Raw genomic sequence first — 14,600 nt, forward strand, 5'->3', positions numbered from 1 at the left:
TTTTTATTTCTTCACATAAGGGCTCAACCCTAAGCGCTGCGCGCTACTGTTACCAGGCTGTCCGACTTTTGTAGGCAGGTCCGGCAAGGCGGGATCGTTGGAGTTATTACATTTACCTGCCAGCTGGCAGTCGATCCAATACATGAGGTCCCGGTCCATTTTTATCAGGTCATAGATCCAGTCGGCCTTCTTTTTAAAGTTTGTCGGGTTTAAGGCCGCTTTGAGCCCGGCATTAATACGTTCCTGCGCAGCTTTTTCATTCAGATATTCGTCATAGTCTTTGAGCTTGTCAGCTTCGTCCAACCTTTTGGCCCAGTCGATAGCTTCTTTGGCCTGATCATATCGCTGCTTTGCGTCTTTGTATCTGGCATATGCATCACTCCAGCTGATGTTCTCTTTAGCCTGCAGAGGTTTTGAACCTTCATTTTCCTCAAAAAAAGGAGCGCCCGGCTGCGGGGCCTGTGTAGATATGGCTCCGAAGGAATGGGAGAGATCATCCAATGCCCCGCGGAGTATCCAACCCTTGTTGCTGAGGGATTCCGTGATCCCTTTATCCGTATTTGTATAGGTAAAGCGCTTAAATCGCCAAATGGGCACCGATGCATGTTCCTTGCTTGTTAGGACATCGGCGCCTGGATCATCGTCATATTCGATGGCTACTTTTTCTGCACTTCTTTCAAAGGAGATGATCCTGCCTTTATCGTCTTTCTTCACAGAAAAATTGCCGGGCCTATAGATCTCCAGGTCTGTCGTGGTATAGTTCCTGGGGAACACCCGGATAAAAAAGCCATTGCCGATGTAGGACCACAGCCCCTCCCTGATATCGAGACTACCCAGGCCTGTAGGCGGTACACCCGCCTTTACCGCCACTTTTTCGATGTCATCATAGCTCATCTGTGCGCTATTCATTTTGTTCCGCAGGGACTCGTAAGTTTCGACCATATCTTTCAACGGCGAGGGCACCAGCTTTTCAGCGGCATGATCTATTTTCACCTGCATTTGGACCAGGTCCCTTTCCGTTAGCAACGGTTTTACCCGTACCTGAAAGTCTGCCGGAAAATCGGTGAATTTATTGCCTGCTTCTATGCCCCAGATCAACAATTGCACATCCTGTTGGCTTATCTCGGGATGATCCGCTGACCTTTCCAATAGGGCGCTGATCAGGGATGCGCGATTGCCTTTCAACCGGGCGACCTGGTATCCGCTGCCCTTTGTCGCTTCATGGGTTCCGGCATGTAAGCAATACGAGCGTATAGTAGTCCGGTAATATCCTGGCCTGAGATGGAAGGATACCAGCGAGTCCGCCTGTGCCGGGTCGAAATCTGCGTTATTCAGTATCCTGAAGGCCGGTAAGGAATCTTTTATGGAAGTGGTGATGGCTGCGCCGGGTTTCCAGCTGGCATTGTCCACCCCCGGGGCGAGCTTATTGAGCTTTTCGAGGATCTTATTGGACTTGATCAACTGTGCGTGGGCGAGAGAGGCGGTCAATAGCAGCAAAAAAAGAACGAAAGGTCTAAGGCGATAGGTCATGTTGGTGCATTTAGGTCAGATGCCAACCCATGCAATTAAAGTGCCATTTTCTCCTATACGAGTGTGGAAGTCCGTTACATTTTTGTGATCAGCAGCCGGGTAGTACCGGTTGTAGATGGGACAGCGGTTAAACTGTTGGTGACAACCATGATCTGAACCACATCGCCGGCGCTCAGGGGATACAAAGTGCTGACACTGGCAGTGCTGGTAGTGGCGTATGAACCAGGGAAGGTGACCGAGCCAGTGCCGGAGGCACCAGTGAACACATCGGTCCCATTGACATTGATGGCCAGGAATCGCGCTCCTGTACCTGAAAGGTTCGCAGAAGCTGAAATATTATACAAGCCGCCGGCTGCCGCTGTAAAGGAGCCGGTCGACGTATTCATCTGGCTGCTTACATTGGTGGTGGCGGAATTGAAGATTACAACGCTTTCCGTGGTCCCCGAATAGCTCGCACTATTGGTTAAAGTGCCATGGAATTGAACCGCCGCACCTACCGTTGACCACTGCATGGAGCCACTGTCGACATTGTTGCTGGTGGCAAGGGTGAGCGCCTGTCCCACCGAACCGACTATGGCAGGTAATACATAGTTGCCATTGTTGGCCACCGATGGGGCTCTGAGACCTACATATTGGGTGCCGGTTCCGCTGGGCTCCTGGAGCCGGATATCCCTCGCATTATTATCGCTATTGGTCATGGCAATACGCGAATTCGAGACGATCAGGAAGGTGCCGGCGAAAGTCTGGTTGGCTGTCCAGGTGTTGGCGTTGGCAAGATTGATACCCAGCGGACTGGCGGGCGCGCCAGTCCCCGTAAGCGTAGCGTTCCTGGTAACAGTCGTTGCTCCGTAGGCCACCCATGCGCTCCCATTGTAGTAATAAAAGCCGGGGGTGCCATCCGTTTGGTATACCAGGAGCCCTGTAGCAGGACTTGCAATGGCGGTGCGCTGGGCGGTGGTCATCCGGGGCGGCAACAGACCCTGGCTGGTGCTGGTAAGATCCAGTATGGATGATGCGTCCGGAGCGGTGGTGCCAATGCCCACCTGCGCAAAAGCAGCACAGGAGAAAGCAAGGAACGCAAACGGGAAAAGCAACTTCTTCATTGCAAAAGATTTTGTGGTCTTTTAAATGCGAAGCATGTTGTATTGGGTAATCTTGTTGCGGAAGGTGCTGTACGGGCAATAGCGAGATGCTGGTTGATCTGCGCTATGCCGCTAAGGGATACAAATATCGAGTTTATTTTTGATCTGCCAAATTTCGATGATCCCACCAAATAGTAGCTTTCGTAAAAAGGAAAGCTAATGACTTCCACGCCGGTGATGGATGGAAGATCTGCGCTGTAAGAAAGAAAATAAAATGCAATCGGTTGCAATTTTGGGTATTTTCTATATATTTACCCAATACTAAACGATTGTATGGTTATGAAAGCATCACTATTTGCAATAATCGGACTGGTGATAATCGCCGGCTGCGGCCAGCCCGCCGAACAGACATCGACCCCTGCCAAAGACACCACAGCGCCCGTTAAGGAACAGAAACACTATCTGTCCCAGCCCCTGGTCAGCCATATTTACACCGCCGATCCTTCGGCCCATGTATTTAACGGACGTATTTATATCTACCCTTCTCACGATACGGCGACAGGGATTCCCGAAGATGACCTGGGGAGCCATTTCGATATGCGGGATTTTCACATCCTCTCTATGGATTCGGTAGGCGGCAAGGTCACCGATCATGGAGTGGCGCTGGATATCCGCCATATTCCCTGGGCCGGCCGGCAGTTATGGGCGCCGGATGCGGCGTTTGCGAACAATACCTATTTTCTTTACTTTCCCGTGAAGGATAAAAAGGATGTTTTTCACATCGGCGTAGCTACGAGTGATAAGCCCGAGGGGCCTTTCACAGCAGAAAAGACCCCCATCAAAGGAAGTTACAGCATCGACCCCTGTGTTTTCAGGGACGAGGACGGCAGCTATTATATGTATTTCGGCGGTATCTGGGGTGGACAGCTGCAGCGGTGGAATGATAATAAATATGACTCCACAAAAGGCAACCGAAAACCGCAGGAACTGGCAATACTGCCCAGGATGGCAAAGATCGGCGCGGATATGAAAAGCTTTTCCGGACCCGTACAGGAGGTAAAGATCCTGGATGAAAAAGGGCAGCCTTTTCACGAGAAGGACAATGACAAACGTTTTTTCGAGGCCTCATGGATGTTCAGGTACAACGGGAAATATTACTTCTCGTACTCCACAGGCGACACGCATAATATCTGTTACGCCATTGGCGATAGCCCGTATGGTCCGTTTACTTACAAAGGCATTATCTTAAATCCCGTGGAAGGCTGGACCAGCCATCACTCCATCATCGAAAAGGATGGCAAATGGTATCTCTTCTATCACGATGTTCAGCTTTCCGGGAAGACATATCTCCGGAATGTGAAGGTGACGGAGCTGCATTTCAACGCGGATGGGAGCATCCGGACGGTGACGGCCATGAAGGATTAGCGGTCAGAACTGCTTATTTTTGCGTTCAACCAATAATCAGCATAGGCAATGAACGGCCAATACAGGAAAGATATTCATCCCGGACTGGAAGTAGCGATCATCCTGAAGAAAGATCAAAGGAACGGTAAACTGACGTACGGTGTAGTAAAAGACATCCTGACGTCCGCCGCTTTTCATTCCCGGGGGATAAAGGTGCGCCTGGAAGACGGGCAGGTAGGCAGAGTGGCGGCAACCGATGTGGTCGACCCGGATGGTGAATGATTATTTATGAAAAATAATGATCTGAACAGGTTCATCGATGCGCAACAGCATGACTATGCGATAGCCCTCCAGGAAATAAAAAATGGCAGGAAGCGAAGTCATTGGATGTGGTATATCTTCCCACAGGTGCAGGGACTCGGCTTCAGTGAAATGTCAAGACGTTATGCCATCAACGATCTGGAGGAGGCGGTCGCCTACCTCGCTGACCCTGTATTGGGACAACGGCTGGTCGAGATCTCCGGAGCGTTACTTGACCTGCAGGGTGCGGACGCAGGAGCCATATTTGGAAACCCCGATGATATGAAACTCCGCTCTTCTATGACCTTATTCGCATCGGTCCCCGGCGCCAATCCTGTCTTCGATAAGGTTCTCCAAAAGTTCTTCAAAGGTGTAAAAGATATAAAAACCCTGCGATTGTTAGGCCTGTGAGCCCCTGAAAAAAGGATGCGTTATGTACCCGAAAGATGCTGCTGAAATGTTAAAACCATTTCAATAGTATTGTGCAAATGAAAATAATGATCTTACTTGGACGCATAAATGATCTCATCCGACGGCGAAAAAATACTATTTCAACAGGCAGCAGAAGGTAATGAGCAGGCATTTGGCGCCTTGTTCAATTTGTTTCTCCCCAGACTTTATCCTTTTATCATAAAGCTTACAAGATCTGAATCTGCCGTGCAGGAGATCATCCAGGAAACCTTCATCAAGGCGTGGTTAAACAGGGACAAGCTGGCCGAAATGGAAAACCCCGGCGGCTGGTTGTTCAGGGTCGCTTCCAATAAATGTTATGATCATCTGCGTGCGCGCGTATTAAATGATAAATTCTTTAAACCCATTACTACGGACCCCGAACAACAAAACGCTCCCCACGAATGGCTGGATGCAAAAGAGCTGATGCGCCTGGTGGGAGAGGCCGTGCATACCTTACCGGCGCAGCGTAAAAAGATCTACCTGATGAGCCGGGAACAGGGCAAAACCATCCCGGAAATTGCCGCGGCGCTCCAGATTTCTCCCCATACAGTTAAAAACGCGCTTGTCACATCATTGAAGCTCATACGCGAATACCTCGCCAGGCACGGCGTGATCTTTTTTATATTAAATTTTTTCCTCTTCTGATAAAAAATTGTTGATCCCGATAGTCCTAACCATCCGCTCAACCGTTTAGTGACAGCGCCCAGGCATAAAAGGGCAAAAAAAATGGATCAACAGCGCCTGAATTATTTATTGCAGCAGTACATGGCTGAAAGTGCAACCGCAGAGGAACTGGAGGAGCTTTCAACTATGGTAAGGTCTGATGCCCACAGCGACTTATTTAAGTCCCTGCTGGCGGAAATGATGCATAAAGAGGCTCCCGCTTTCCCGGCGGACAGAGAACGTTGGCAGCAAATGCAACAGGATATCATGCAGGCCGACAGACATAGTGTTCAGCCGCAGCATGCTGCCCCTGCCAGGGTTGTTAAATTATACCGATGGTCTGCCGCGGCAGCTGTCCTCTTCTTGATAGGATTAGGAGGATACTTTTGGGCGGATCAAAGGCACAGCCGTCTTTTGTCGGCTGCTGAAACGACCATTCGGGATAGTGTCATTTCAACCGCACGGGGCGAACAACGCGGGGTAATATTGCCTGACGGCAGCCAGGTATGGCTTAACTCGGCATCTTCCATCCGTTTTCCCGTCTCTTTTGCCAGTTCAGAACGGGCAGTGGAACTTTCCGGCGAAGGATTCTTTGATGTAAAAAACGCCGGCAGGCTGCCTTTCGTCATTCACTCCGGCGCCATCACGACCACGGTATTGGGAACAGCTTTTGATATCACGGCCTATCCGCAGCAGAAAACCATGATGGTTGCCGTTCAAAGCGGAAAAGTAAAAGTGGAGGCCGGCAGCAGGCTGCTGGCGGTGCTGGAAAAAGGTCGCCAGGTGAAGGTCATTTCGGACACCGTCTCCCTGCTACGGAACCTCGATACCTTATCCATCGCAGCCTGGAGGACAGGCAACCTGATCTATAAAGACGAATGCGTGGAAGACATCGCTGCCGATCTGCAAAGAGCCTTTAAGGACTCCATCTCGATAAAAAACTCCTCGTTGAAGCAAACAATGATCACCCTTTCATTCAATAAACGCGATGGGTTGCAGCATGCGCTCGAAATGATCTCCCGGACGACGGACAGCCGGCTCTCCAGGAAGAATGGAATTTTCACAATTGAATAATAATGCCCGACAAACTCCCTTATGAACCGAATCACACCAGCGCTGGCTTTTTTGCTATGCGCCTTATTGAGCACCCAAAGCACCCATGCCCAGGACCTAAACAAGGTCATCATTGACCTCGAATTGAAAGACGCTTCACTTGCTGAGGCCTTTACTAAGATAGAATCACTCACTTCATTCAGATTTACCTACAAGACGGAAGACATAGCCGGTGTAAAAGGCATCTCTTTCCGGCTGCGGCAGGTCTCCCTCAAAAAGGTGCTGACTGAGCTGCTGGGCCGCACGCCCTTGCATTACGAACAGTCTAAACTATATATCCTGATAAAAAAGATCCCCGGACATTCTTCGCGCGGTCTGACCCTGTATGGTTTTGTGACATCCGGTCAATCAGGAGAGACTTTGACAGGCGCCACTATCAGCATCTCCGGCGAAAAGACCTACTTTACCACTACCAATACCTATGGATTTTATTCATTGACGGCGCCTGCCGGCACATATCAGCTCAACTGCTCCTACATAGGCCTCGCGGAATATGATAAGAAGTTAGACCTTCAGGAGACATCCAGGAACAATATCGAGCTGGCTGGAAAAGAACACAATGATCTGCAGACCGTCATTGTGGCTACCGCCAGCAATAAAAGTAACATAAGAAGACCCATCACCGGCAGTCACCGCCTGGATATTGCCGAGATCAAAAAGATCGCCATGGCGGGCGGCGAGCCGGATGTGTTAAAGAGCCTGCAGTTCCTGCCGGGTATCCAGACTTCCAACGAAGGGACCACGAATGTATCCGTCAGAGGCGGCTCGTATGACCAGAACCTGGTTTTGCTGGACGAAGCGCCCGTGTACAATCCCACGCATACACTGGGTTTTTTTTCCGCCTTTAATACAGATGCGATAAAGGATGTTGCGATTTATAAAGGCGTTTTCCCTACCCAGTATGGCGGACGATTGTCTTCTGTGGTAGATGTGAGGATGAAGGAAGGCAACAGCAAGGAGCAGTCGGTTTCCGGCGGCGTCGGCTTATTGGCTAGCCGGTTGACCTGGGAGGGTCCGATAAAGAAAGATAAGTCTTCTTTTATGGTTTCCGGCAGGTACAGCAACATCGGCGCCTTATTGAACCTGTCTAAGAATTTTCATTTCTTGAATTTTCACACCACCAACAGTAGTGTGGCATTTTATGATCTGAATGCAAAGTTCAACCCCATCTTAGGAGATAAAGACCGCCTCTATTTATCCGGCTATACAGGTCATGATAATTTTTTTCTCGATCTTATTGACGGATCCCGCCGGATGAAATGGGGAAATACGACCATCAGCGCCCGGTGGAACCATGTTTCCAATCCTTCCTTTTTTGCCAATACGTCGCTGCTCTACAGTAATTACAGGTCTTCCAATATCAATCTGGCTGCAGGCGGAAGCTATGAGCTGCAAGGCCGTCTGCGGGAGATAACCTTAAAGACCGACATGGAATGGATGATGGATCCGAAAAACCTCATTAGGTTCGGAGGAGGTATCACGGGACAGGAGATCTCACCGGGCAATATCGTACCCATCGATACCAATGCTGTTGCAAAGGGCGTATCGCTGAAAGATCGCAGGTCTGCCCAGCTCTTCGCCTACATCAGTAATGAGCAAAGATTGGGCAAGTGGTTAAGCCTCTCTTATGGGGTCCGGGCGACGGGTTTTGCGACCCTGGGCGATGCGATGGTTTACAGATACAATGCCGATACTACCGCCGTGATCGACAGCGTTCATTACGGCAAAGGAAAAATTGTCAAAGCCTATTTTGGCGCCGAGCCAAGGATCACCGCCAGGCTCTTACTAACCAATACAACCTCTTTAAAGCTCTCGTACGGCCGGAATTATCAGTTTCAGCACCTGCTGACAAACGCTTCCGTGGGATTGCCAACGGACATATGGATACCTTCCGATGCTTATTTTAAACCGCAGTATTCCGATCAGGTTGCTGCCGGCGGTTATAAGACCTTCCGGGACGGCACGTATGAAGGAAGTGTCGAACTCTATTATAGAAAATCGCATAATATCATAGATTTCAGGGATAATGCCGAAATATTCCTGAATGAAAAGATCGAGACCCAGGTCCTGACGGGTCAGGCAAAGGGATATGGGCTTGAATTCCTGTTGAAAAAGAACAAGGGCGCCTCCAATGGATGGATCAGCTATACCTATTCGAGATCTTTGCGCCAGATCAATGGTGTCAATAAGAACGAATGGTACCCGGCCAACTACGATCATCGGCACAACCTTTCTCTCGTGTACAACCAATCGGTCAGTAAAAGATTAAGCTTCTCCGCCAACTGGGTATTCCGCACCGGCGGGCGTACCACTATCCCTGAGGGAAGCTATGTATTCAATGGCAACAGGTTCATGTACTACAGCTCGAGGAATGGATACACCATGCCGTCCTACCACAGGCTGGATCTCAGCGTGACTTTACAGGGCCGCCGCAATGACAAGAGGAAATGGCAGGGTGAATGGGTCCTCAGTGTTTATAATGTCTATAACAGGAAGAATGTCTTCGCTATTTATACCCGCCAGGATGAAATAGATTTTACAGATGTAAAAGCATCCATGGTCTATCTGGTAGGAGCGCTGCCCACTATAACCTACAATTTTAAATTTTAACCGGCCCAGCATGAATAAACAATGCTATTTTTTTCTTTGCGCCTTTTTTGTCTTCTTCGCAGGCTGCACCAGGGATTTTCCAATCACCAAGGGGAAAATATCACCGACCTACGTGATAGAAGGGAGGATAAGTAATTTACGCGGTGCTTATTATGTAAGGATAACAAAGGCGCAGGATCTGGCAAGCTCTTACGTCAGGGATACGATGGGACTGGACTATGCCGAGGGGGTAACAGGGGCCCGGGTAATTATTTCAGACGATAGGGGGACTGCAGATACGCTAAAGCCGGCCGATGCTTTGCCCAGCCGGCGTGAATACTTTTACAGGAACGATAAAATTGATTCCGAATGGATGCCTAATGAGCACTACGAGTTTACCACTGCGCGGGGATACTATGGAACGACGAAGATCACCGGCATTCCCGGCCACACCTATCACCTGCAGGTGTACATAGGGAACGGGCAATTCGAAGCGTCCGCCTATATGCCGCTGAATGCGCCTCCGGTCGACTCCGCAGCAATAGGAAAAGATATGGTTACCGATGCCTTCATGTCTAATGGCAACCCCGTCTTTACCTGGTTTAATGAGCCGCAGGACGAGGTGAACTATTATCTGCTGCAAGCCGCCAACATTAACGGCTACACTTATGACAGGACAGATCTGCTATATAATACCAATGCGGCCTTTCCCTATGAAATACTGGATGAAAAAACACTACCCCCTTATGTCAATGGCCTGGAAATACAGGCGATCATGGCTGATTACATGTATCGCAAGTCCCCGCGCTATTATCCTATTGCCTTTCAGGGAACTTCCGTGCAGGTGAGGCTGTTTTCTATTGACAGGAACACCCACGAATATTTCAAGACATTGGAAAAGCAGTTCCTGAACGATGGGAATGTTTATAAGCCCGCACCCGCATCGGCTGCGGGAAATATCAGTGGAGGTGCCCTTGGATTATTCTGGGCGCCAAATATTTCGTATAAGCTGGTCCTGCGCTAAACTGGCTCAATTGACATATATTTAGGCCAGAGAAAAGACCCGTTATGCCAACTGACAGCACGCACCTGAACATCAAGGCCACCCCCAAAAATACCTATGACGTGATCGTTGTCGGATCCGGCATCAGCGGGGGATGGGCCGCTAAAGAACTTTGCGAAAAAGGCCTGAAAGTATTATTGCTGGAGCGTGGGCGCCCCATGGAACACCCCAGCTATCCCACCGCCACCATGGATCCATGGGACTTTTCGCATCACCTGCGGCTTTCGCAGGAAGATGTCAAAAGCCATCCCATCCAAAGCCGGCATTACTCCTTTAAAGAAGACAATAAGCATTTTTATATCAGCGACCTGGAGAACCCTTACGAGGAAACAAAGCGATTCGACTGGATCAGGGGCGACACCGTCGGAGGACGATCCCTTCTCTGGGCCAGGGCCTGCTACAGATGGAGCGATCTCGATTTTGAAGCCAATGTAAAGGATGGTCACGGTGTCGACTGGCCCATACGCTACAAGGACCTGGCGCCCTGGTACGATCATGTCGAAAGCTTCATCGGCGTCAGCGGTAGCAATGATGGCATCCCCCATTTGCCTGATGGCAAGTTCCTGCCGCCCTTCGAGATGAACTGCGCAGAAAAGGATTTTAAACAAAGAATTGAAGAACATTACAAGGACAGAAAGGTGATCATTGGCCGAACGGCCAATCTGACCCGCCCTGTGAAAGGCCGGGGACAGTGTCAGGCCAGGAATCTTTGTCATCGTGGATGCCCCTATGGCGCCTATTTCAGCACCAATGCCAGCACACTGCCCGCGGCCCACGCCACCGGCAATCTCACCCTGCGACCCTATTCGCTGGTGAACCGGGTGCTGTACGACGAACAGCGGCAGCGGGCCACGGGCGTGGAGATCATCGACACCGAAACAAAACAGACAGAAGAGTTCCATGCCCGGCTGATTTTCTTAAATGCCGCCACCATGGCCACGGCTTTTATATTGCTCAATAGCACCAGCCGCCGTTTTCCAAACGGCCTGGGTAATGGCAGCGACCAGGTAGGCCGCAACCTGATGGATCACCACAAAGGACTCACCATCACCGCGGACGTACCGGGTTTTGAAAATAGTTATTACTATGGCCGCAGACCCAACGTAATTTATATTCCCCGGTGGCAGAATGTAACAGCACAAACGCATGGTTTTTTACGGGGCTATCATTTTGCCGGCGATGCTTACCGCAGCAATGCAGGAGAGAATATTGGCATCGGTGCCCCTTTAAAACAAGCTATGTCCGAACCCGGTCCCTGGCGCATGGGCCTTTATGCCTTTGGCGAGTGCCTGCCTTATCAGGACAACCGGGTGACGCTGCACGCCTCCAAAAAGGATGCCTTTGGCAGGCCGCAGCTGGTGATGGATTGCAGCTTTCGGGACAACGAAAAAGCCATGCATGCCAATATGGGGCCCAGCGCTACGGAAATGCTTACCGCCGCCGGTTATACGAATGTCCGGGTCGAAGGCAGCATCAGCTACCCCGGCAATGCCAATCACGAAATGGGTATTGCACGCATGGGCCGTGATCCCCGCACCAGCGTATTGAATGCCCATAACCAGATGCATGAAGTGCCCAACGTGTTTATTACGGACGGCAGCTGCATGACTTCCGGTGCCTGCCTTAATCCAAGCTTAACCTATATGGCCCTGACAGCCCGCGCCTGCGATTATGCCGTAGGGGAATTGAAGAAGGGAAATATATAAGATAGTCGCTAAATATAGCTTAGCCACCATTGCCCGTGCGCCTTTTTGTAATGGCTGAACCATTTGCATGGCCGGTATAATAGGGTTATCACCACGAGCCATACGACATACACCCCCGCCAGGCTTATGCCGAAATCAGGCGGCGCAAAAAGAAAGGGGCTTTGAGGCGTAATGATCTGATGGCCCGTGTAGCCCATGGCAAAGAAAATGCAGATCGTTATCGCCTGGATGAGGTACCAATGACATATGTAATAGAAAAAAGGAACACTGCCATACACCGTCAATATGGATGCAAACCTGTTTTTCACCTGCTCAGTGCGACTGAGGACCACCAGCGCCACACCCAATGTCATACACAGGTACAATAAGGAGCAGGGATACTTGGTAACGTTAAAAAAAGAGATGACCGTCAGGGCCGTAGTTTTTTGTACGGACCAGGGCGCAGGATCCCCATACATATTGAATCCCCGGAAAATAAAAAAGAAGGCCAGCAAGGCCATGCCCGAATACAATAATAATCTCCTTCGTCTGAGGGCATCCGATCCGGGCGCGTATATCGACCCGACAGCATATCCCATCAGCATTACCCCTGTCCAGGGCAGCAGGGGGTAGGGTACGTTGATAAAATGACTGCCACCGAGGGCAATGACCCCATCCCATCCGTTGCCGGAAACCAACAGCTGCCAGACAGCCGTCCTGGCTATCGCACCGGGTTGAATGATATCGAATAGATTATGACCGATAAAAATGATGACCCCGATGATTCCGATGACAGCCGGAGAGGCTTTCAGCCTGATCAGCAAACCCAGAAGGATCATGCTGCCGCCAATGGCCCATATCACCTGGAAGATGATAAGATGATAGAAAGGATTGAGCGTGATAGCAAAGGATATCACTAATACCTCGATAAGGAGGAGCCATACACCACGCTTCACCAAAAAGAGGGCCTGCTGGGATTTTGTACGTTTTGCACCGGAAAGACAGGCGGAAATGCCACTGAGGAATACGAAAGTGGGCGCGCAAAAATGGGTGATGAACCGGGTAAAGAACAAAAAAGGGGTGGTGACATCGAGATCGGTAGGGGAAGGGTGGCCTTTGTGCAGGGCATCCCTGACATGATCGATGGCCATGATCAGCATGACCAGCCCCCGCAATATATCGATGGAGGCAACGCGATGTTTAGGCATACTCAAATATATTTTAAAAAACAAGTAGGACCATCATCATCTTTTCCTGTCTTAGGTGTGAAGAGAGGCAACATCTTCCTGTAAGATGCTTTAAGTCCGTGAGAATATTTAATTAACATATTAAATAAACATTATATGAAAACTATGCGCGCGTTATGGATCATTTTGACAGTATTCTTAGGCGGGAGCTTTATCTTCCTATCCTGCAATAAGAATTCAAGTGGGACGGGTGGGGGGGTGAGTCACCTCCAGGTAATGTTGACGGATGCACCTGCGGACTACGATGCCGTCAACATCGATATTCAGAAAGTAGAGGTTAACGTTTCCTCCGATACGAGTGATGCGGGATGGAAAACAGTAAATGTTGTGCGTCCAGGCATTTATAACCTGCTCGACTTCAAAAATGGTATCGATACGATGCTGGCCGCAGTCGATCTGCCCGCGCCGGTGACTTTGTCCCAGATTCGGCTGGTCCTCGGGGATAATAATTCCGTTGTGATAGACGGCCAATCCTATCCCTTGAAGACGCCTTCTGCGCAGCAATCTGGCCTGAAGCTGAACATTCATTCCACCCTGACGGCAGGCATCGTCTACCACCTCTGGATAGATTTCGATGCCAGCCGGTCTATCGTTACAACAGGCTCCGGTAAATACATACTGAAGCCGGTCATCAGGACCTATGCGGATGCCGTCGGCGGCAGCGTTAAAGGAATGGTGCTGCCTGCAGCGGCTAAACCACAGGTGTGGGCAACGATGGGTACTGATACGCTCATGGCATTGCCGGATTCCACAACAGGCAATTATTTCTTTGGCGGTATGAATGCGGGCAGCTGGAACCTGCTGTTCCATGCCCAGGATTCGACTTACAAGGATACGGCCTTCGCAGTGACAGTGACCACAGGAGTAGTGACGAATGCCGGAACAGTGACCTTATCAGCAAAATAATGCAATCATAAAAATTGGATCATGTACAGATTAATCGTTTTTTTCCTGTGGGCCGCCAGTGTTCTTTGCGTACACCAAACCATGGGTCAGGTGCAGGTCCGCGTGAATGTCAACGTGGGCTCCCAGCCTCAGTGGGGACCAGTAGGATACGATCATGTGGACTATTATTATATGCCGGATATTGATGTCTATTATTCCGTGCCCAGGCACCGTTATATCTATCTGGAAGGAGGCCGCTGGGTTTTTGGCGTGGCCTTACCCGCACGCTACCAGTCCTATGATATTTACAGGGGATATAAGGTCGTGGTAAATGAACCGGAACCTTACAGGCATTGCGAGGTGTATAGAGAAAGATATGGAAGATACAGAGGGAACTATGGACAACAAGTTGTGATCCGTGATCACCATCATACGGAAGGCGAGGAAGATCCTTACGATCATCCTGGTCGAAACGGGAGAGGCCATGCATATGGCCACTACAAGCATGGCCGCGGGCACGATTAGCCGTGGTTTGACAAATTCATCTTCGTCCACCCGGCTAAACGGGAAAAACCCTCTTGAGGCG

Annotated in this window: 13 protein-coding genes; 10 read left to right on the forward strand and 3 right to left on the reverse strand. The window is 50.0% G+C overall.

The genetic code is table 11. The annotated features are described in order from the left end of the window. Positions 1-3: 3 nt before the first annotated feature. Positions 4-1,530, reverse strand: a complete 1,527-nt coding sequence (locus tag Q4E93_RS02040) for a hypothetical protein (RefSeq protein ID WP_303582420.1) — start codon at positions 1,528-1,530, stop codon at positions 4-6. Positions 1,531-1,604: 74 nt separating this feature from the next. Then, positions 1,605-2,633, reverse strand: coding sequence for a C1q-like domain-containing protein (locus Q4E93_RS02045; protein WP_303582421.1), 1,029 nt, complete (start codon positions 2,631-2,633; stop codon positions 1,605-1,607). A 318-nt stretch (positions 2,634-2,951) separates the two neighbouring features. Between Q4E93_RS02045 and Q4E93_RS02050 the strand changes: the two genes are divergently transcribed. The 8 genes from Q4E93_RS02050 to Q4E93_RS02085 all read left to right on the forward strand — a co-directional run bounded on the left by Q4E93_RS02050 (position 2,952) and on the right by Q4E93_RS02085 (position 11,903). After that, positions 2,952-4,037, forward strand: coding sequence for a glycoside hydrolase family 43 protein (locus tag Q4E93_RS02050; RefSeq protein ID WP_303582422.1), 1,086 nt, complete (start codon positions 2,952-2,954; stop codon positions 4,035-4,037). Between the two features lie 48 nt (positions 4,038-4,085). Next, on the forward strand, positions 4,086-4,298 hold the full coding sequence (locus Q4E93_RS02055; protein WP_303582423.1) for a YwbE family protein: 213 nt from the start codon (positions 4,086-4,088) through the stop codon (positions 4,296-4,298). 6 nt (positions 4,299-4,304) lie between these two features. After that, positions 4,305-4,727, forward strand: a complete 423-nt coding sequence (locus Q4E93_RS02060) for a DUF1810 domain-containing protein (RefSeq protein WP_303582424.1) — start codon at positions 4,305-4,307, stop codon at positions 4,725-4,727. A gap of 108 nt (positions 4,728-4,835) precedes the next feature. Next, positions 4,836-5,414 carry an RNA polymerase sigma factor gene (locus Q4E93_RS02065; RefSeq protein ID WP_303582425.1) on the forward strand — a complete coding sequence of 193 codons (579 nt, stop codon included), beginning with the start codon at positions 4,836-4,838 and terminating at the stop codon, positions 5,412-5,414. An 81-nt stretch (positions 5,415-5,495) separates the two neighbouring features. Then, a complete protein-coding gene (locus tag Q4E93_RS02070; protein ID WP_303582426.1) occupies positions 5,496-6,506 on the forward strand; it encodes a FecR family protein in 1,011 nt (336 codons plus the stop codon). 21 nt (positions 6,507-6,527) lie between these two features. Beyond that, complete coding sequence (locus tag Q4E93_RS02075) at positions 6,528-9,155, forward strand: TonB-dependent receptor (RefSeq protein ID WP_303582427.1); 2,628 nt, start codon at positions 6,528-6,530, stop codon at positions 9,153-9,155. Between the two features lie 10 nt (positions 9,156-9,165). Further along, positions 9,166-10,158: a DUF4249 family protein gene (locus tag Q4E93_RS02080; protein WP_303582428.1), complete on the forward strand. Its 993-nt coding sequence runs from the start codon at positions 9,166-9,168 to the stop codon at positions 10,156-10,158. 44 nt (positions 10,159-10,202) lie between these two features. Next, positions 10,203-11,903: a GMC oxidoreductase gene (locus Q4E93_RS02085; protein WP_303582429.1), complete on the forward strand. Its 1,701-nt coding sequence runs from the start codon at positions 10,203-10,205 to the stop codon at positions 11,901-11,903. A gap of 8 nt (positions 11,904-11,911) precedes the next feature. Here the strand turns inward: Q4E93_RS02085 and Q4E93_RS02090 are convergent, their stop codons facing one another. Beyond that, positions 11,912-13,090: an acetyltransferase domain-containing protein gene (locus Q4E93_RS02090; RefSeq protein WP_303582430.1), complete on the reverse strand. Its 1,179-nt coding sequence runs from the start codon at positions 13,088-13,090 to the stop codon at positions 11,912-11,914. A 135-nt stretch (positions 13,091-13,225) separates the two neighbouring features. On the opposite strand from Q4E93_RS02090, the gene Q4E93_RS02095 reads away from it, so the two are divergent. After that, positions 13,226-14,035 carry a DUF4382 domain-containing protein gene (locus Q4E93_RS02095; RefSeq protein WP_303582431.1) on the forward strand — a complete coding sequence of 270 codons (810 nt, stop codon included), beginning with the start codon at positions 13,226-13,228 and terminating at the stop codon, positions 14,033-14,035. Between the two features lie 21 nt (positions 14,036-14,056). Next, positions 14,057-14,539, forward strand: a complete 483-nt coding sequence (locus Q4E93_RS02100) for a hypothetical protein (RefSeq protein ID WP_303582432.1) — start codon at positions 14,057-14,059, stop codon at positions 14,537-14,539. The last annotated feature ends 61 nt before the right edge of the window (positions 14,540-14,600 follow it).

It is taken from the genome of Flavitalea plasmicola (assembly GCF_030546645.1).
Lineage (GTDB): Bacteria > Bacteroidota > Bacteroidia > Chitinophagales > Chitinophagaceae > Puia.

What these genes read in the sequence shown, in the direction of transcription:
- Q4E93_RS02065 (WP_303582425.1), top strand. Translation starts at nt 4,836, where the DNA reads ATGATCTCATCCGACGGCGAAAAAATACTATTTCAACAGGCAGCAGAA.
- Q4E93_RS02040 (WP_303582420.1), bottom strand. Translation starts at nt 1,530, where the DNA reads ATGACCTATCGCCTTAGACCTTTCGTTCTTTTTTTGCTGCTATTGACC.
- Q4E93_RS02060 (WP_303582424.1), top strand. Translation starts at nt 4,305, where the DNA reads ATGAAAAATAATGATCTGAACAGGTTCATCGATGCGCAACAGCATGAC.
- Q4E93_RS02055 (WP_303582423.1), top strand. Translation starts at nt 4,086, where the DNA reads ATGAACGGCCAATACAGGAAAGATATTCATCCCGGACTGGAAGTAGCG.
- Q4E93_RS02045 (WP_303582421.1), bottom strand. Translation starts at nt 2,633, where the DNA reads ATGAAGAAGTTGCTTTTCCCGTTTGCGTTCCTTGCTTTCTCCTGTGCT.
- Q4E93_RS02085 (WP_303582429.1), top strand. Translation starts at nt 10,203, where the DNA reads ATGCCAACTGACAGCACGCACCTGAACATCAAGGCCACCCCCAAAAAT.
- Q4E93_RS02100 (WP_303582432.1), top strand. Translation starts at nt 14,057, where the DNA reads ATGTACAGATTAATCGTTTTTTTCCTGTGGGCCGCCAGTGTTCTTTGC.
- Q4E93_RS02070 (WP_303582426.1), top strand. Translation starts at nt 5,496, where the DNA reads ATGGATCAACAGCGCCTGAATTATTTATTGCAGCAGTACATGGCTGAA.
- Q4E93_RS02090 (WP_303582430.1), bottom strand. Translation starts at nt 13,090, where the DNA reads ATGCCTAAACATCGCGTTGCCTCCATCGATATATTGCGGGGGCTGGTC.
- Q4E93_RS02050 (WP_303582422.1), top strand. Translation starts at nt 2,952, where the DNA reads ATGAAAGCATCACTATTTGCAATAATCGGACTGGTGATAATCGCCGGC.
- Q4E93_RS02075 (WP_303582427.1), top strand. Translation starts at nt 6,528, where the DNA reads ATGAACCGAATCACACCAGCGCTGGCTTTTTTGCTATGCGCCTTATTG.
- Q4E93_RS02095 (WP_303582431.1), top strand. Translation starts at nt 13,226, where the DNA reads ATGAAAACTATGCGCGCGTTATGGATCATTTTGACAGTATTCTTAGGC.
- Q4E93_RS02080 (WP_303582428.1), top strand. Translation starts at nt 9,166, where the DNA reads ATGAATAAACAATGCTATTTTTTTCTTTGCGCCTTTTTTGTCTTCTTC.